The organism is Enterobacter sp. ZOR0014 (genome assembly GCF_000798855.1).
Lineage (GTDB): Bacteria > Pseudomonadota > Gammaproteobacteria > Enterobacterales > Enterobacteriaceae > Enterobacter > Enterobacter kobei.
This window is the reverse complement of record NZ_JTLF01000117.1, coordinates 13,661-31,482: the sequence shown is the minus strand read 5'-3', so window position 1 is coordinate 31,482 and position 17,822 is coordinate 13,661. Positions and strand designations below refer to the sequence as shown.

General features: G+C 56.2%; 19 protein-coding genes. 12 read left to right on the top strand and 7 right to left on the bottom strand.

The window, feature by feature from the left end; all coding sequences use genetic code 11:
• Positions 1-105 precede the first annotated feature (105 nt).
• The 3 genes from malX to L977_RS05950 are packed head-to-tail and all read left to right on the top strand — an operon-like array spanning position 106 to position 4,767.
• Positions 106-1,677 carry a maltose/glucose-specific PTS transporter subunit IIBC gene (gene malX, locus L977_RS05960; RefSeq protein WP_023331382.1) on the top strand — a complete coding sequence of 524 codons (1,572 nt, stop codon included), beginning with the start codon at positions 106-108 and terminating at the stop codon, positions 1,675-1,677.
• 12 nt (positions 1,678-1,689) lie between these two features.
• The gene (locus L977_RS05955; RefSeq protein WP_023331383.1) at positions 1,690-2,862 is read left to right on the top strand and encodes a MalY/PatB family protein; all 1,173 of its coding nucleotides are present in this window, start codon (positions 1,690-1,692) and stop codon (positions 2,860-2,862) included.
• A gap of 15 nt (positions 2,863-2,877) precedes the next feature.
• Positions 2,878-4,767, top strand: a complete 1,890-nt coding sequence (locus L977_RS05950; protein ID WP_047625285.1) for an enterotoxin — start codon at positions 2,878-2,880, stop codon at positions 4,765-4,767.
• 22 nt (positions 4,768-4,789) lie between these two features.
• On the opposite strand, the gene L977_RS05945 is transcribed toward L977_RS05950, so the two are convergent.
• The gene (locus L977_RS05945; protein ID WP_047625283.1) at positions 4,790-5,770 is read right to left on the bottom strand and encodes a Fic family protein; all 981 of its coding nucleotides are present in this window, start codon (positions 5,768-5,770) and stop codon (positions 4,790-4,792) included.
• A 5-nt stretch (positions 5,771-5,775) separates the two neighbouring features.
• Positions 5,776-6,639, bottom strand: coding sequence for a 16S rRNA (cytidine(1402)-2'-O)-methyltransferase (gene rsmI, locus L977_RS05940; RefSeq protein WP_014885356.1), 864 nt, complete (start codon positions 6,637-6,639; stop codon positions 5,776-5,778).
• A 62-nt stretch (positions 6,640-6,701) separates the two neighbouring features.
• Here rsmI and L977_RS05935 point away from each other — a divergent pair, with 62 nt between their 5' ends.
• From L977_RS05935 to dolP, 4 genes are read left to right on the top strand one after another with little or no spacing between them, the layout of a single operon-like run.
• Positions 6,702-8,852, top strand: a complete 2,151-nt coding sequence (locus L977_RS05935) for a penicillin-binding protein activator (RefSeq protein ID WP_047625281.1) — start codon at positions 6,702-6,704, stop codon at positions 8,850-8,852.
• Positions 8,810-9,205 carry a YraN family protein gene (locus L977_RS24430; RefSeq protein WP_014885358.1) on the top strand — a complete coding sequence of 132 codons (396 nt, stop codon included), beginning with the start codon at positions 8,810-8,812 and terminating at the stop codon, positions 9,203-9,205. The genes L977_RS05935 and L977_RS24430 overlap by 43 nt, the downstream gene beginning before the upstream one ends.
• A 21-nt stretch (positions 9,206-9,226) precedes the next feature.
• The gene (gene diaA, locus L977_RS24425) at positions 9,227-9,817 is read left to right on the top strand and encodes a DnaA initiator-associating protein DiaA (RefSeq protein WP_003861754.1); all 591 of its coding nucleotides are present in this window, start codon (positions 9,227-9,229) and stop codon (positions 9,815-9,817) included.
• Between the two features lie 9 nt (positions 9,818-9,826).
• Positions 9,827-10,402 carry a division/outer membrane stress-associated lipid-binding lipoprotein gene (dolP, locus tag L977_RS05920; protein ID WP_014171764.1) on the top strand — a complete coding sequence of 192 codons (576 nt, stop codon included), beginning with the start codon at positions 9,827-9,829 and terminating at the stop codon, positions 10,400-10,402.
• Between the two features lie 50 nt (positions 10,403-10,452).
• Here dolP and L977_RS05915 read toward each other — a convergent pair whose 3' ends face one another.
• Together L977_RS05915 and L977_RS05910 are read right to left on the bottom strand one after the other, a co-directional pair.
• On the bottom strand, positions 10,453-11,490 hold the full coding sequence (locus L977_RS05915; protein ID WP_023337853.1) for a permease: 1,038 nt from the start codon (positions 11,488-11,490) through the stop codon (positions 10,453-10,455).
• 40 nt (positions 11,491-11,530) lie between these two features.
• Positions 11,531-12,175: an NAD(P)H-binding protein gene (locus tag L977_RS05910; RefSeq protein WP_014885360.1), complete on the bottom strand. Its 645-nt coding sequence runs from the start codon at positions 12,173-12,175 to the stop codon at positions 11,531-11,533.
• A 128-nt stretch (positions 12,176-12,303) separates the two neighbouring features.
• Here L977_RS05910 and L977_RS05905 point away from each other — a divergent pair, with 128 nt between their 5' ends.
• Positions 12,304-12,822, top strand: coding sequence for a type 1 glutamine amidotransferase domain-containing protein (locus L977_RS05905; protein WP_014885361.1), 519 nt, complete (start codon positions 12,304-12,306; stop codon positions 12,820-12,822).
• Here L977_RS05905 and L977_RS05900 read toward each other — a convergent pair.
• A complete protein-coding gene (locus L977_RS05900) occupies positions 12,802-13,236 on the bottom strand; it encodes a YhbP family protein (RefSeq protein ID WP_023331387.1) in 435 nt (144 codons plus the stop codon). The genes L977_RS05905 and L977_RS05900 overlap by 21 nt on opposite strands.
• Before the next feature lie 14 nt (positions 13,237-13,250).
• On the opposite strand from L977_RS05900, the gene L977_RS05895 reads away from it, so the two are divergent.
• A complete protein-coding gene (locus L977_RS05895; protein WP_023331388.1) occupies positions 13,251-13,580 on the top strand; it encodes a GIY-YIG nuclease family protein in 330 nt (109 codons plus the stop codon).
• Here the strand turns inward: L977_RS05895 and L977_RS05890 are convergent.
• Positions 13,567-14,070 carry a GNAT family N-acetyltransferase gene (locus L977_RS05890; RefSeq protein WP_014885364.1) on the bottom strand — a complete coding sequence of 168 codons (504 nt, stop codon included), beginning with the start codon at positions 14,068-14,070 and terminating at the stop codon, positions 13,567-13,569. The two genes, L977_RS05895 and L977_RS05890, sit on opposite strands and share 14 nt — an antisense overlap.
• Positions 14,064-14,588 carry a ubiquinone anaerobic biosynthesis accessory factor UbiT gene (gene ubiT / locus L977_RS05885; protein WP_014885365.1) on the bottom strand — a complete coding sequence of 175 codons (525 nt, stop codon included), beginning with the start codon at positions 14,586-14,588 and terminating at the stop codon, positions 14,064-14,066. The genes L977_RS05890 and ubiT overlap by 7 nt, the downstream gene beginning before the upstream one ends.
• 211 nt (positions 14,589-14,799) lie before the next feature.
• On the opposite strand from ubiT, the gene ubiU reads away from it, so the two are divergent.
• From ubiU to L977_RS05870, 3 genes are all read left to right on the top strand, one after another.
• Complete coding sequence (gene ubiU / locus L977_RS05880) at positions 14,800-15,795, top strand: ubiquinone anaerobic biosynthesis protein UbiU (protein ID WP_014885366.1); 996 nt, start codon at positions 14,800-14,802, stop codon at positions 15,793-15,795.
• Positions 15,796-15,802: 7 nt separating this feature from the next.
• On the top strand, positions 15,803-16,681 hold the full coding sequence (locus L977_RS05875; RefSeq protein ID WP_014885367.1) for a U32 family peptidase: 879 nt from the start codon (positions 15,803-15,805) through the stop codon (positions 16,679-16,681).
• A 78-nt stretch (positions 16,682-16,759) separates the two neighbouring features.
• The gene (locus L977_RS05870) at positions 16,760-17,767 is read left to right on the top strand and encodes a luciferase-like monooxygenase (RefSeq protein WP_047625277.1); all 1,008 of its coding nucleotides are present in this window, start codon (positions 16,760-16,762) and stop codon (positions 17,765-17,767) included.
• Positions 17,768-17,822 lie beyond the last annotated feature (55 nt).

Sequence of the window (17,822 nt, the reverse complement as noted above, 5' to 3'; positions counted from 1 at the left end):
ATTACGTCAATACCTAAAAAATAACTATAAGCCTCGCAAATATGAAGGCGCGTCCTTAAGCCGGACAGCGCCTTCCATTATCCTAAAAATCCGAGGAGTCCCTACATGACACAGGAAAAGTCGTTTAAATCGAAAGCGTGGGAATTTTTCCAAAGCCTGGGAAAGACGTTTATGTTCCCCGTCTCTCTGCTGGCCTTTATGGGGTTGCTGCTGGGTATCGGTAGCTCCGTCACCAGCCCTTCCACTATTAAAAGCTTTCCCTTTCTGGGCGGCGAGTTAACGCAGCTGACCTTTGGCTTTATCGCCATGGTGGGCGGCTTCGCCTTTACCTATCTGCCGCTGATGTTTGCCATGGCTATCCCGATGGGCCTCGCCAAACGCAACAAGGCCGTGGGCGCCTTTGCCGGGTTCGTTGGCTATATGCTGATGAACATGAGCATCAACTACTACCTGACCGCCACCCACCAGCTTGCCGACGCCGCCACCATGAGACAGGTAGGACAATCGATCGTGCTGGGGATCCAGACCCTGGAGATGGGCGTACTGGGCGGCATCGTGGTGGGGGTAATCACTTACTTCCTGCACGAGCGTTTTCAGGACACGGTGCTGCATGACGCCTTTGCGTTCTTTAGCGGCATTCGTTTTGTGCCCATCATTACCGCACTCACGCTGTCGCTGGTCGGGCTGTTTATCCCGCTGTTGTGGGAATACGTGGCGCTGGGCATTGCCGGAATTGGCCATATCATTCAGAGCACCAGCGTTTTCGGACCGTTCCTGTACGGTGTAGGCGTGCTGCTGCTTAAACCCTTTGGTCTGCACCATATCCTGCTGGCGATGGTGCGCTTCACGCCGGCAGGCGGCATTGAGATGGTCAACGGCCATGAAGTGGCCGGCGCGCTGAATATCTTCTACGCCGAGCTGAAAGCCGGACTGCCGTTTAGCCCGCACGTTACCGCGTTTCTGTCACAAGGCTTTATGCCGACCTTTATCTTTGGCCTGCCTGCCGTGGCGTACGCCATCTACCGCACCGCGCGTCCGGAAAACCGCCCGGTAATTAAGGGGCTGCTGCTTTCCGGCGTGCTGGTTTCCGTCGTCACCGGTATTTCAGAACCGATTGAGTTTCTGTTCCTGTTTATCGCCCCCGCGCTTTACGCCTTCCATATCGTGATGTCGGGCCTGGCGCTGATGGTGATGGCCCTGCTGGGAGTCACCATCGGCAACACCGACGGCGGGATTTTGGATCTGCTGATCTTCGGCGTGATGCAGGGGATGTCGACCAAATGGTATCTGCTGTTCCCGGTCGGTATCGCCTGGTTTGCCATCTACTTCTTCGTCTTCCGCTGGTACATCCTCAAACACGATATCAAGACGCCGGGACGTGAAGTGGACGCGCAGGGTGCGCAGCAGGCCGTCGAAGCCAACACCCGCGCGCGTGGAAAATCGAAATACGATCACGGGCTTATCCTGCGCGCGCTCGGTGGCAAAGAGAACATCGAGTCGCTCGACAACTGCATCACCCGCTTGCGCCTGGTCGTGAAGGAGATGGGGCTTATCGATCAGCAGGAGCTGAAAGCGGCTGGCGCCCTGTCGGTGGTGGTGCTGGATGCTCACAGCGTTCAGGTGATCATCGGCCCGCAGGTGCAGAGCGTCAAAACCGGCATTGAAGCCTTAATCTAACAGGGGGTTGTTGTGTTTGATTTCGACAAAATCATCGAGCGTAAAAGCGATAAGTGCCGTAAATGGGACCATGCGTTTGTCTGCTCACGCTTTGGTGATGTCCCGCAGGGGTTTATCCCGCTGTGGATCGCAGACATGGACTTCACCTCGCCGCCGGCCGTTATTGAAGGCTTCCAGCGCATCGTGGAGCACGGCACCTTTGGCTATACCTGGAGCTTCGACGAATTTTACGACGCGGTGATGGCCTTCCAGCGCACGCGTCATCAGGTTGAGGTGGAGAAGTCGTGGCTCACCCTGACCTACGGCACCGTCTCCACGCTGCATTACACGGTCCAGGCGTTCTGCACGCCTGGCGATAGCGTGATGATGAACACGCCGGTCTACGATCCGTTTGCGATGGCGGCACAGCGCCAGGGCGTGCGGGTGCTTGCTAACCCGCTGTCCGTGAAGGAAAACCGCTATCAGCTGGATTTTAATCTGGTTGAAGATCAGCTCAAAACCCACCGTCCAAAACTGTGGTTCTTCTGCTCGCCGCATAACCCCTCGGGCAGGATCTGGCGCGCGGATGAGATACGCCAGGTCTCCGATCTCTGTAAACGCTACGGCACGATTCTGGTGGTCGATGAGGTTCACGCAGAGCACATTCTGAAAGGCACATTCGTCAGCTGTCTGACCTCGGGCTGTGCCGCACTGGACAACCTGATCGTGCTGACGTCGCCAAATAAAGCCTTCAACCTGGGCGGGCTGAAAACGTCCTACTCCATGATCCCGGACGATTCGCTGCGCCAGCGCTTCCGCCAGCAGCTTGAGAAGAACTCGATTACCTCACCCAATATGTTCGGCGTATGGGGGATTATTCTCGCCTACCAGCACGGCCTGCCGTGGCTCGACGCGCTCAACGACTATCTGCAAGGCAATGCCCGCTACCTTGCGGACGCTATTCAGACCCACTTCCCGGCGTGGAAGATGATGAACCCGGAATCGTCGTATCTGGCCTGGATAGACGTAAGCGCCGACGACCGCAGCGCCACAGAGTTGACCCAACATTTCGCCCAGCAGGCCGGTGTCGTGATTGAAGACGGCAGCCACTACGTGCAAAACGGCGAAAACTACCTGCGGATTAACTTCGGCACCCAGCGCTACTGGCTGGAGCAATCCATCAACCGAATGCTGAAGCATTTCTGATTAGGATCTTAACCGATGAAAAAAGTGCTCACTCTCTCGCTGCTGGCCCTGTTTGTTTCTCACGGTGCTCTGGCCACCAACTACGTGCTCAATAACGACAATATTGCTCTGTCATTTGATGACGCAAACTCAACGGTAGTGGTTAAGGACAATAAGGCTAACCATCCGCTCACGCCGCAGGAGCTGTTCTTCCTGACGCTGCCGGACGAGACAAAAATCCACACCGCGGATTTCACCATTAAGCACGTCGAAAAGCAGGACAACGCTATTGTCGTCGACTTTACCCATCCGGACTTTAACGTAACGGTGAAGCTGAACCTGGTGAAGGGAAAATACTCCAGCATCGACTACACCGTTGCCGCAGTCGGCCAGCCACGAGACGTGGCGAAAATTACCTTCTTCCCGACGAAAAAGCAGTCTCAGGCACCCTATGTTGACGGGGCGATCAACAGCTCGCCGATCGTTGCTGATTCGTTCTTTATTTTGCCGGACAAGCCCATCGTTAACACTTACGCCTATGAAGCGACCACCAATCTCAACGTAGAACTGAAAACGCCGATCCAGCCAGAGTCGCCGGTCAGCTTTACCACCTGGTTCGGCACCTTCCCGGAAATCAGCCAGCTGCGCCGCAGCGTGAACCAGTTTATTGATGCCGTGCGTCCGCGACCGTACAAGCCTTATCTGCACTACAACAGCTGGATGGATATCGGCTTTTTCAATCCGTACACCGAGCAGGATGTTCTGGGGCGGATGGACGAGTGGAATAAGGAGTTCATTACCGGACGCGGCGTGGCGCTGGACGCCTTCCTGCTGGACGACGGCTGGGACGACCTTACCGGGCGCTGGCTATTTGGCCCGGCATTCAGCGACGGTTTTGGCAAGGTTCGGGAAAAAGCCGACAGCCTGCACAGCTCGGTCGGACTGTGGCTCTCACCGTGGGGGGGCTACAACAAGCCGCGCGACGTTCGCGTCTCGCATGCAAAAGAGTATGGGTTTGAAACCGTCGACGGGAAGCTGGCCCTGTCAGGACCGAACTACTTTAAGAACTTCAATGAGCAGATCGTTAAGCTTATCAAAAACGAACGCATTACCTCATTCAAGCTGGACGGGATGGGTAATGCCAACGCGCATATTCAGGGCAGCCCGTTTGCCTCGGATTTTGACGCCTCTATCGCTCTGCTACATAACATGCGCAGCGCCAACCCAAATCTGTTTATCAACCTGACGACCGGCACCAACGCCAGCCCATCCTGGCTGTTCTACGCCGACTCGATCTGGCGCCAGGGCGATGACATTAACCTGTACGGGCCCGGCACGCCGGTACAGCAGTGGATGACCTACCGCGATGCCGAAACGTACCGCTCCATTGTGCGCAAAGGTCCGCTGTTCCCGCTGAACTCGCTGATGTACCACGGGATCGTCAGCGCGGAAAACGCCTATTACGGGCTGGAGAAAGTACAAACGGACAGCGATTTTGCCGATCAGGTCTGGAGCTACTTCGCGACCGGCACGCAGCTGCAGGAGCTGTATATCACTCCTTCAATGCTTAACAAGGCGAAGTGGGATACCCTTGCGCAGGCGGCAAAATGGTCGCGGGAAAACGCCAGCGTGCTGGTGGATACCCACTGGATAGGCGGAGACCCGACGGCGCTTCAGGTTTACGGCTGGGCTTCGTGGAGTAAAGAGAAAGCCATACTCGGCTTGCGTAACCCCTCGGACAAGCCGCAAAGCTACTATCTGGATTTAGCGAAAGATTTCGAAATCCCGACAGGAGAGGCAGCGCAGTTTAGTCTGAGAGCGGTGTATGGCCGTAATGCAACCGTACCGGGACAATACAAAAACGCCGTGGTGATTACGCTACAACCGCTGGAAACGCTGGTGTTTGAGGCGACGCCAGGGAAATAGCTTCAACGTTTCGCTGAGCAGGTCAACGCATGACCTGCCAGCTTCCACCTTTTTTGGCGCCTTCTCGCTTTAGCTTACCTTTCATCTGCAGTGTGCTGATATATCGCTCTACGGTACGAGGCGTCACGCCCAACACTGAAGCCAGCATTGCAGTGGTCATTTTCGGTTGAACGGTGAGAAGCTGCAGAATCGAACTTTCTTTTTCCGACATTTCTTCCGACATTTCTTCCGACATTGCCAGTGGCGCGGCAATGCCTTCTCTCAACGCCTCCGCGATATTTTGCAGCATGAATTCGATAAACGCGGTGCAATCACTTGCCCTGTCACACTCACCCAGGATCTTATAATAACGAGCCTGCTGAAAATGGATCAGTGTCTCTACGGGTAACCAGGCAAGCTCAGGACGCCAGTGGCTTAAAATCAGTGTTTGCCATAGCCGCCCCATACGACCGTTCCCATCCGAGAAAGGATGGATGAATTCAAATTCGTAATGGAAGACTGAACTGGCAATCAGTGGATGAAGATCGGTCTCTTTGAGCCAGCCAAGTAGATCGTCCATCAGACGATTCATCTGAGAAGCAGGGGGAGCCATATGGACTAGCTGGCTTCCCCGATATACCCCAACATCTCCCTTTCTGAGCATACCGGGATTATCAACCAGACCCGCCATCAAGATACGATGAGCGCTGAGCAAATCATTGAGTTTCCATGGCTTCCAACTGGATAGCTGTTCATAAGCCAGAATGGCGTTGCGCACTTCTTGTATATCTTTTTCTGGGGCAAGTACGCGCTTACCATCCATGATTGCAGTCACCTGCCCGGTCGTCAGAGAATTATGCTCAATCGCCAGCGAAGCCTGAATAGTACGGATACGGTTCTCTTTACGGAGTAATGGAGACGTCCTGCCGGAATGTGCCGCCCAGAGTCCCAGGAGTTCACCAATCTCAACTACCTGATTGAGCACAGAAGACGTAATGGTGAAAGGAGGCTGATAGCGGCTCATTTGGCTTACTCCCCCTGCTGCTCCAGCGCGTACTTATACAGGGCATTCTTCTTCACGCCGTGAATTTCCGCCGCCAGCGCAGCCGCTTTTTTAAGCGGCAATTCGGCCTGTAGCAATGCCAGCGTGCGCAGCGCATCGGCTGGCAAGGCATCCTCTTCTGCTTTATGCCCTTCGACAATCAGCACCATCTCACCTTTGCGGCGGTTTTCGTCTTCCTTCACCCACGCCAGCAGTTCACCCACCGGTGCGCCGTGAATGGTTTCCCAGGTTTTGGTCAGCTCGCGCGCCAGCACGACGTAGCGGGACTCACCCCAGACGGTCACCATATCGTCCAGGCTTTCCAGCAGGCGGTGGGTGGATTCGTAGAAAATCAGGGTGCGCGGTTCCGCTTCCAGGTCTTTTAAGACGTCGCGACGGCCTTTGGATTTGGCGGGCAGAAAACCTTCATAGCAGAAACGGTCAGACGGCAGACCTGCGGCGCTTAACGCAGCAATCGCGGCGCACGGTCCCGGCAGGGGCACAACGCGAATGCCGGCTTCACGGCAAGTACGCACCAGATGGTAGCCGGGGTCGTTAATCAGCGGCGTTCCCGCGTCGGAGACCAGCGCAATGTTCTGCCCCTCCTTGAGCTTCGCCACCAGCGTGTCGGCTTTTTGTTGCTCATTGTGATCGTGCAGGGCAAACAAACGGGCGTTAATCGCGAAATGCTGCAGCAGTAAACCGGTATGACGAGTGTCCTCAGCCGCAATTAAATCAACGGCTTGCAATACAGTGAGTGCACGTTGGGTAATATCAGACAAATTCCCGATAGGAGTAGGTACAATATAAAGCTGGCCTTGAGAATTATCTGCCGTTTCGTGTTGTTTCATTGTTTCGTCCGTATTGCCGATTTAATATTGAGCATTGCGTAAAAAAAATCACTGGATACAGTATGGTACCGTTAACGTTTCTTCGAAAAAAAGCCACGCGCAGCGTGCCGCTTCTGCTGGCAGCCCTGATCTTTGCAGGCTGCGGCACCCAGGCACCTGACCAGAGCACCGCCCATCTTGAGGGTTCCGCTCAGGCTGATTCTGGCTTTTATCTGCAACAAATGTCGCAGAGTTCAAATGATACCAGGATCAACTGGCAATTACTCGCCATTCGTGCACTGCTGAAAGAGGGAAAAACCCAGCAGGCTGCAGAGCTGTTCGGCCAGCTGCCGAAAGATCTTAACGATACCCAGCGTCTTGAGCAGAGCCTGCTCTCTGCCGAGCTGAAGGTCGCGCAGAAAGAGTATGACAGCGCGAAAAAGATCCTGGGTAGCATCGACCTGAGCGCGCTGGATAAAAACCAGCAGGCACGCTTCTGGCAGGCGGGTATCACCGCTGAACAGGGGCGTCCTTCCCTGACGCTGCTCCGCGCGCTTATCGCTCAGGAACCGCTGCTTGCCGGTGCCGACAAGCAGAAAAATATTGATGCCACCTGGCAGACTCTTGCCGCCATGACCCCGGATCAGGCAAAGGCGCTGGTCATCAACGCGGATGAGAACGTGCTGCAGGGCTGGCTTGATCTCCAACAGATGTGGTTTAACAACCGCACCGACCCTAAGATGCTGAAGGCCGGTATTACCGACTGGCAGACTCGCTACCCGCAAAACCCGGGCGCCAAAATGCTGCCAACCCAGCTGGTGAACGTGCAGAACTTTAAGCCAGCATCGACCAGCAAAATTGCACTGCTTCTGCCGCTGAATGGTCAGGCGGCGGTGTTTGGCCGTACGATTCAACAGGGCTTTGAAGCGGCGAAAAACGGCACCATGCCGGTGACGGGCAGCGCGGTGCCGGTGCAGGCAGCACAGGCGGCCAACGTGAATGATGTTGTCAGCCCTTCCGCCGCCGAGACCAGCGATCTGACCACGGCGCAAACCCCGGCGCAAGGCACGATGCAAAACCCGGTGACCGCACCGACGACGCCTCCGCCTGCTGCAGAACCAGCAACACAGGCGCCAGTGGAGACACCTGCTTCTCCTGCAGCGCCTGAGGCAACAGCAGAACAAACTCAACAACAGCCAGCACAACCAACCGCTCCACCTGCCGCGCAGCCGCAGGCCGTGGCGACCACCAGCGCTAATCCTGGCACCGAACTGAAAATTTACGACACCAGTTCGCAGCCGCTTGACCAGGTACTGGCTCAGGTGCAACAGGACGGGGCGAGCATCGTTGTCGGTCCGCTGTTGAAAAACAACGTGGAAGAGCTGATGAAGAGCAATACCACGCTAAACGTGCTGGCGCTCAACCAGCCGGAGCAGGTTCAGAACCGGGCCAATATTTGCTACTTCGCGCTCTCTCCGGAAGACGAAGCTCGCGATGCGGCACGTCATATCCACGAGCAGGGTAAACAGGCTCCACTGTTGCTCATCCCGCGCAGTACGCTGGGCGATCGCGTAGCGAATGCCTTCGCCGATGAGTGGCAGAAGCTGGGCGGCGGTATCGTGCTGCAGCAGAAATTCGGTTCCGTCTCAGAACTGCGCGCGGGCGTAAACGGCGGAGCGGGTATCGCGCTTAACGGCAGCCCGGTGACCGCCAGCCTGCCACAGCAGCAGGGCGTGACCATTGGTGGGCTGACCATCCCTGCCCCACCTACCGACGCGCAGATCGGCGGCGGTGGAAAAGTGGATGCGGCCTATATCGTTGCCACACCGCAAGAGATCGCCTTTATCAAACCGATGATTGCGATGCGTAACGGCAGCCAGAGCGGCGCAACGCTCTATGCCAGTTCCCGCAGCGCGCAAGGCACCGCTGGCCCCGATTTCCGTCTGGAAATGGACGGCCTGCAGTACAGTGAAATTCCGATGCTCGCGGGCAGCAACCCGGCGCTGATGCAGCAGGCGCTGAGCAGCGTACGTAACGACTACTCACTGGCGCGTCTGTATGCCATGGGGGTCGATGCATGGGCGCTGGCGAACCACTTTACCCAGATGCGTCAGGTACCGGGCTTTGAGCTTAACGGCAACACCGGCGATCTGACCGCGACGCAGGACTGCGTGATCAACAGGAAGTTATCATGGCTCAAATACCAGCAGGGACAAATCGTCCCGGCCAGTTAAGCCGTAAAGAGACCGGCGATGCGTGGGAGTTAAAAGCGCGTCGCTGGCTTGAAGGCAAAGGACTGCATTTTATCGCCGCTAACGTTCGCGGACGTGGCGGCGAAATTGATCTGATCATGAAAGAGGGTCAGGTGATTGTGTTTGTAGAAGTCCGCTTTCGACAGTCTTCCCGTTTTGGCGGTGCTGCCGCCAGCGTGACGCTCGCCAAACAACATAAATTATTACAGACTGCCCACTTGTGGCTTGCCCGCCATAATGGGAGTTTTGATACTGTGGATTGCCGGTTCGATGTGATAGCCTTCACCGGAAATGAGATCGAATGGCTTAAAAACGCTTTTGGCGAAGACGCATAATTACGATTTAAAAGGGATAACGTGCTCGAAAGAATTAAAGTGTGCTTCACAGAAAGCATCCAGACTCAGATTGCCGCGGCGGAAGCCCTTCCGGACGCGATCTCTCGTGCTGCAATGACGCTGGTGCAATCCCTGCTTAATGGCAACAAAATCCTCTGTTGTGGCAACGGTACCTCAGCCGCCAACGCACAGCATTTTGCTGCCAGCATGATTAATCGTTTTGAAACCGAACGCCCGAGTTTACCTGCCATTGCACTTAATACCGATAATGTGGTCTTAACAGCGATTGCTAACGATCGTCTGCATGACGAAATTTACGCAAAGCAGGTGCGCGCCCTGGGGCATGCCGGTGATGTGCTGCTGGCCATCTCCACGCGCGGCAACAGCCGGGACATTGTCAAAGCCGTTGAAGCCGCGGTCACCCGAGACATGACTATCGTCGCCTTAACCGGCTATGACGGTGGTGAACTGGCGGGTCTGCTGGGGCCGCAGGATGTGGAAATCCGCATTCCGTCTCACCGTAGCGCACGCATTCAGGAGATGCATATGCTCACGGTAAACTGCTTATGCGATTTGATCGATAACACGCTTTTCCCTCACCAGGATGATTAAGGAGTTTTTATGAAGGCTTTATCGACCCTCGCAGTCCTTATGTCTGCATTGCTGCTTCAGGGATGTATCGCTGCGGCTGTCGTGGGTACTGCCGCAGTAGGCACCAAAGCGGCGACCGATCCACGCTCTGTAGGAACGCAGGTGGATGACGGTACGCTGGAGCTGCGCGTCAACAGTGCGCTGTCGAAAGACGAACAAATTAAGAAAGAAGCGCGTATCAACGTGACGGCTTATCAGGGCAAAGTCCTGCTGACGGGTCAGTCACCGAATACCGAACTCTCCAGCCGCGCGAAACAGATCGCCATGGGCGTTGAGGGCACTACGGAAGTCTTCAATGAAATCCGTCAGGGCCAGCCAATCAGCCTGGGTACGGCGTCGTCTGACACCTGGATCACCACAAAAGTCCGTTCCCAGCTGCTGGGTTCAGATCAGGTGAAATCCTCAAACGTAAAAGTGACGACCGAAAACGGTGAAGTGTTCCTGCTGGGTCTGGTTACCGACCGTGAAGGGAAAGCGGCAGCGGATATCGCCAGCCGGGTCAGCGGCGTGAAGCACGTCACCACCGCGTTTACTTACATCAAATAAAAAAACCTCACTGTAGGCCCGGTAAGCGTAGCGCCACCGGGCTTTTTTTTTCACAGAAGCGCAATGCTTCCCACCAGCACCCCACTTAACGCTACCAGCCCCGCTGTCAGCCACAGCGCTTTTGCCGGGAAAGACTTACGCAGCATGACAAGCGACGGCAAACTAATGGCCGGCAAGGTGATAAGCAGCGCCAGCGCGGGCGCGGTGCCCATGCCAGCCAGCATCATGGTCTGAACAATCGGAATTTCAGCCGCCGTTGGGATCACAAACAGGCAGCCAGCAACGGCCATCGCAATCACCCACATCAGCGTGTTATCAATCGCGCCATCCGCATGCGGGAACAGCCAGACGCGCGCCGCGCCGAGCACCAGAACCGCCAGGATATAAACCGGAATGGTGCTCCAGAAAAGTTGCCACAGCGCTTTACCCCAGCGGGCAAAGAAACTGCCCTGCGGCTCGCTGATGTCCAGCTCAACAGAAGCGGGCTCTGGCGCTTTCTCTTTCACCAGATTTTGCACCAGCGTCGCCACCACCAGCACCGTCAGCAGCCCGGCAACCAGGCGGATAGCCGCAAAATGCCAGCCGAGCACAAAGCCCATAAACACCAGCGTGGCCGGGTTGAGCAGCGGGTTGCCCATCCAGAACGCCAGTGCACCGCCCATCGAGACACGCTGACGGCGCATTCCTGCGGCCACAGGGGCTGCACAGCATGAACACATCATGCCCGGCAGAGAGAAAATCGTCCCCAGCAAGGTGCCCTGAAAGCGTGGCTGCCCGAGGGTTTTCACCAGCCAGTTTCGCGGAATAAGTACCTGAATCAGCGACCCCAACAAGACGCCTAATACCGCAGCTTTCCAGACAGCCAGGAAATAGACCATGGCGTAATCCCACGCCGCCTTCAGCGGGCTGGCATCCGCCTGCGCGAGTATCGATTTACCAATGCTGTGCGTTTCAGCGGCGGTGAAGGCCTTGCCATAGTACGGCTGCCATTTCACATACCAGAGGCCAATGATGACCACGAGAAAGAAGAGTGCGGGCTTCCACCATTGGACAGGTGTCGCCGCCTGAGATGAAGACTGACCAGTCATACCATTCCCCGGAGAGTGTTATTGAATAAGCCGGAGAAGTTTACGCCTCGCCCTGCGCGATTTCACGCAGTTTTGCCGAAGGGATGATATTGACCCCTTCCTGCGACGGTGCCAGCGCCTCTTTCAGCATCGCCTGCGCGACATCCCGCGCCTCAATGGACTTCCAGTTACCCGGCAGGATGCGAAACAGCGGAGCGAAAACAGACTCGTTAAAGCGCCGTTCGTCGCGGTGCCCCATCAGCATGGAAGGTCGCACAATGGTCAAATATTCCCACTTCTGGGCAATCAGCGCCTCTTCCATCTTGCCCTTCACCTGGTTGTAAAAAAACGGCGAGCCGGTGCTCGCGCCGTGCGAACTGACCACCAGAAAATGCTTTGCCCCCAATTTTTTCGCCGTCAGTGCGGTATCCACCACCAGCGTGTAATCCGCATGGACAAAGGCTTCTTTACTGCCCGCCTCACGCCGCGTCGTACCGAGGCAGCAAAAGGCGATATCAATCGGGTCCTGCACCTGCGCCAGCGCGTCGGTGAGCTGCGGGTCGTGCGGGTTAAAGACGCCGGAGATATCCAGCAGCGGGCGACGCGTCGGTGCGGCGATATAGTTAATATGGCGATCCTGGATCAGCAGCCGCAGCAGATGCCCGCCGACCAGCCCGGTCGCGCCCGTAATCAGTACCTGACTCATCGTATCCCCTTTACAGAATTGTCCGTTTGCGAACTCAGCGTGGTCGACCACACTTAGAAGTCTGTTACAGGTAAGTATTTACCACAAGCGGAGAAAAATCAGTCTGAAGCCAAAACAACGGAGGAAGCATGGGCAAGAAAATCGCAGTCTTGATTACCGACGAGTTTGAAGATTCAGAATTCACCTCTCCTGCAGAGGCATTCCGCAAGGCGGGACATGAGGTCATTACCATTGAGAAAGAAGCGGGCAAAACGGTGAAAGGCCATAAGGGCGAAGCCAGCGTGACCATCGACGAAACCATCGATAACGTCAGCCCGTCTGATTTCGACGCCCTGCTGTTACCCGGCGGCCATTCACCGGATTCCCTGCGCGGGGACGAGCGTTTCGTCACTTTCACACGTGACTTTGTCGCTACCGGAAAACCGGTCTTTGCTATCTGTCACGGCCCGCAGCTGCTGATCAGCGCCGACGTGGTCCGCGGACGTAAGCTGACGGCGGTGAAACCGATCGTTATCGATCTGAAAAATGCGGGGGCTGAGTTTTACGATCAGGAAGTGGTCAACGACAAAGACCAGTTGATCACCAGCCGGACCCCGGACGATCTTCCGGCGTTTAACCGGGAAGCGCTACGCCTGCTCGGCGCGTAGCCAGTGAAGCTTCTTGCCAAAGCCCAGCGTGTTGTCGGTAAATTTCAGCTCATCGAGGCGGATTTCCCACACCGGGGCTTTTAGCGCAGCGGCAACCGGGAAGCGGCGCGTGTAGTGCTTACGGCGCGCGTCGCTCTCTTCTCCCTCCAGCCGACGGATCTCTCCCTTGAACTGCACGCCACGGATCAGCGCGACCGTTTTGGGCTGGCCATTTACCGTACCCGCCACCTTCGCCTGCTGGCCGGTCATTTGCGCATGCCGCGTTTTGTCTTCGCTCATGACATAGAAGGCTACACGCTCGGGATCGTAGTAATAAAAGGCGTTCGCGCACCACATCTCTTCGTCTTTACAGACGCACCAGGTGACGACATGCTGCTTCGCCAGCCAGCGGTTAATGGCTGCCAGTGTTTCCATTTTCGCTCTCTCTCATGCTATGGTGCGTTCACCTTAACATACTGAATCTGTTTACCGTGTGCTGGTTTCTCTATCTCGTCCGAACCGCTGATAACGCACTCTACACCGGGATCACTACCGATGTGGCGCGGCGTTTTTTACAACATCAAACGGGGAAAGGGGCAAAAGCGCTGCGGGGGAAAGGTGAACTTCAGCTGGCTTTTTACGCCGCCGTCGGCGACAGGTCGCTGGCGCTCAGGCTGGAATACCGAATTAAACAGCTGACGAAGCGCCAGAAAGAGCGCCTCGTTACCGGAGACGGCTCATTTGAGGCGCTACGCGAAAGCCTGCTCAGAAACGATTGAAGTGATCGTGGTAATCAACCAGGCCACTCACACCGTTCAGGGCATCATCCGCCAGGCGATGTACCTGGAAGGCGGATTCGGTACCCGGCCAGCGGCAGCGCAGATCGTAATGCGCGGCCTGCTCGAAGCCTAAGCGGCCATAAAATGCCGGATCGCCCAGCGTGACCACGGCGGCATAGCCAAACTCATTCAGCGAGTCCAGCCCTTCATACACCAGCTGGCGCGCCAGGCCCTGGCCGCGATAGTTCTCATCGACCGCCAGCGGTGCCATGCCTACCCACTGCAGATCTTCGCCCTGAACAATTACCGGGCTGAAGGCAACATAGCCAACAACCTGACCTTCGTCATCGGTGGCTACCAGCCCTAAAGTAATCAGGCCGTCTTCACGGAGATCGTGGACCAGTTGGGCCTCCGCATCGCTCTCAAAAGCGCGGCGTAACAACGCATCGATACCCGGTGCATCAATCCCAATTTCGACTCGAATCAGCATGGCTCACCTACTGAAGTGTGTTTACTGTCAGGCGGGGTTTTCAGCCCAGCCTCAACGAAATCTGCCATTTGCATCAGCATCACGCGCAGCGCTTTCGGCATCTGCTCCAGCTCAATGGCATCCATTAAATTTTTCACGTACAGACCCAGCTCCGTATCGCCTTCAATGACCAGACGGCGCTGGAAGAATAACGTATCCGGATCCTGTTTACGCGCGGCGATCATCAGCAGATCGCTGGCACTGGCGCTAAAGCTCACATCCGCCTCGGCGGACTCACGCACAATGAGTTGATCATTCTCAACCGAGGTAAACCAGCGCAGCCCGATGTCACGCACCTCAATGCTCAGCCAGCGGCCTTCCAGAAACTCCAGCTCGCCGTCCTGCAGCGCCTGGCGGAATTGCCAGCTCAGGACCTGCTCGAGCACCTGACGTTTTAGCGCGAACGGCGCCAGTTTCACCGGCACGCTCAGCATTGATGGACCGAATTGTACGAGACGTGAACGCAGTTTATCCAGCACGAGCTTTACTCCCTGATAGCAATAGTCCCGCTATTTTGCCATATCCGACGCACAACATAGCGGCGTAAATCAACAAACCGTCGTCCGGTGACGCTCATTATTGGTGTCATCAATACGCCATTAGCTGCCTTAAATCAAAAATTGTCGCCCAGGGGTTAATTAAAATCCCAGCTCGTTAACAATTTTGCGATCGACTACATCAGGATAATTTATGGAGCTGCTCTGCCCTGCCGGTAACCTACCGGCGCTTAAGGCGGCCATCGAAAATGGGGCCGATGCGGTCTATATCGGGCTGAAAGATGATACCAACGCCCGCCATTTTGCTGGCCTCAACTTTACGGAGAAAAAGCTTCAGGAAGCCGTTAACTTCGTTCACCAGCACCGCCGCAAACTGCATATTGCCATTAATACCTTTGCGCATCCTGACGGCTATGCCCGCTGGCAGCGCGCGGTGGATATGGCCGCACAGCTGGGTGCCGATGCGTTAATCCTGGCCGACCTCGCCATGCTTGAGTATGCGGCAGAACGCTATCCGCATATTGAGCGCCACGTCTCTGTTCAGGCATCAGCCACGAATGAAGAGGCCGTGCGTTTTTATCATCAACACTTTGACGTCGCTCGCGTGGTGCTGCCCCGCGTGCTCTCCATTCATCAGGTTAAGCAACTCGCGCGCGTCACGCCAGTGCCGCTGGAAGTTTTTGCCTTTGGCAGCCTGTGCATCATGGCCGAAGGCCGTTGCTACCTTTCTTCTTATTTAACCGGTGAATCACCCAATACCGTTGGGGCCTGCTCTCCTGCCCGCTTTGTCCGCTGGCAACAAACCCCGCAGGGGCTGGAATCACGCCTGAATGAAGTGTTGATTGACCGCTATCAGGACGGCGAAAACGCGGGTTATCCAACGTTATGCAAAGGTCGATATCTGGTTGACGGTGAGCGCTACCACGCGCTGGAAGAGCCTACCAGCCTCAACACGCTGGAGCTGCTGCCGGAACTGCTGGCGGCGAATATTGCCTCGGTAAAAATTGAAGGTCGCCAGCGTAGCCCGGCCTATGTGAGCCAGGTGGCGAAAGTCTGGCGTCAGGCTATCGACCGCTGCATGGCGGACCCGCAAAACTATGCTCCGCAGGCAGCCTGGATGGAGACGCTCGGTTCTATGTCCGAAGGCACGCAAACGACGCTTGGCGCGTATCACCGTAAATGGCAGTGAGATAACCATGAAATATTCATTAGGACCGGTGCTCTACTACTGGCCAAAAGAGACGCTGGAAGATTTTTACCAACAGGCCGCCACCAGCAGCGCTGATGTGATTTATCTCGGTGAAGCCGTGTGCAGCAAGCGCCGCGCCACCAAAGTGGGCGACTGGCTGGAGATGGCGAAAAGTCTCGCCGGAAGCGGTAAACAGGTGGTGCTCTCGACGCTCGCGCTGGTGCAAGCCTCGTCCGAACTGGGTGAACTGAAACGCTACGTTGAAAACGGTGAGTTCCTGCTGGAAGCGAGCGACCTGGGCGTGGTGAACATGTGCGCCGAACGTAAGTTACCGTTCGTCGCGGGTCATGCATTGAACTGCTATAACGCCGTCACGCTGCGCCTGCTGCTCAAACAGGGAATGACGCGCTGGTGTATGCCGGTGGAACTCTCCCGCGACTGGCTGGTAAACCTGCTGACGCAGTGTGACGATCTCGGCATTCGCAATCAGTTTGAAGTGGAAGTGCTGAGCTACGGCCATCTTCCGCTGGCTTATTCCGCGCGCTGCTTTACCGCGCGTTCGGAAGACCGCCCGAAAGACGAGTGTGAAACCTGCTGCATCAAGTACCCGAACGGGCGCAGCGTGCTATCCCAGGAAAATCAGCAGGTGTTTGTCCTGAACGGGATCCAGACCATGAGCGGCTATGTCTATAACCTGGGCAACGAACTGGCGTCAATGGACGGCCTGGTGGATATGGTGCGTTTATCCCCTCTGGATACCGGCGTGTTCACAATGCTGGACGCCTTCCGCGCAAATGAAACCGGCGCAGCTCCGCTGCCGCTAACGGCAAACAGCGACTGTAATGGTTACTGGAAACGCCTGGCCGGGCTGGAACTGCAGGCCTAAAAAAGGCTCACTTTGTTAACAACGGTTATCATTTTTTAATGCAGTATTAAAGATTGACCGTCGACAAAGTGAGCTGTTATGACTGACAAAACCCTTCCGTTTTCGGTGCTGGACCTGGCGCCGATCCCACAAGACTCCTCGGCCAGAGAAGCCTTTTCGCATTCTCTCGATCTGGCTCAACTGGCTGAAAAGCGTGGCTACCATCGCTACTGGCTGGCCGAGCACCACAACATGGTCGGCATTGCTAGCGCCGCCACCTCGGTCCTGATTGGTTATCTGGCGGCGAACACAACGACATTGCATCTGGGCTCCGGGGGCGTGATGCTGCCGAACCACGCCCCGCTGGTGATTGCCGAGCAGTTTGGCACGCTGAATACCCTCTATCCTGGCCGTATTGATTTGGGGCTGGGTCGTGCGCCAGGTAGCGACCAGCCGACCATGCGCGCCCTGCGTCGCCATATGAGCGGCGATATCGACAACTTCCCGCGCGATGTGGCTGAACTGGTTGACTGGTTTGACGCGCGCGATCCGAACCCAAACGTGCGCCCGGTGCCGGGCTACGGCGAGAAGATCCCGGTGTGGCTGCTGGGTTCAAGTCTTTATAGCGCGCAGCTTGCCGCGCAACTGGGTTTGCCGTTTGCGTTTGCCTCGCATTTCGCACCGGATATGCTGCATCAGGCTCTGCATCTCTATCGTACGAACTTTAAACCGTCTGAACGTCTGGAGAAACCGTACGCGATGGTGTGTATTAACATCATTGCCGCCGACAGTAATCGCGATGCAGAATTCCTGTTTACCTCCATGCAGCAGGCGTTTGTGAAGCTGCGCCGCGGTGAGACGGGGCAACTTCCACCGCCGGTGGAGAATATGCATCAGCTTTGGTCTGCCTCTGAGCAGTATGGCGTGCAGCAGGCGCTGAGCATGTCGCTGGTGGGGGATAAAGCGAAAGTGCGACACGGTCTGGAAGCGGTGCTGCGTGAAACGCAGGCGGATGAGATTATGGTTAACGGCCAGATTTTCGATCACCAGGCGCGTTTGCATTCGTTTGATTTGGCGATGCAGGTGAAAGAGGAGTTGGTGGGGTAGTTTTTTGCTTTGCTCCCTCTCCCTTTGGGAGAGGGTCGGGGTGAGGGAGCAAGCC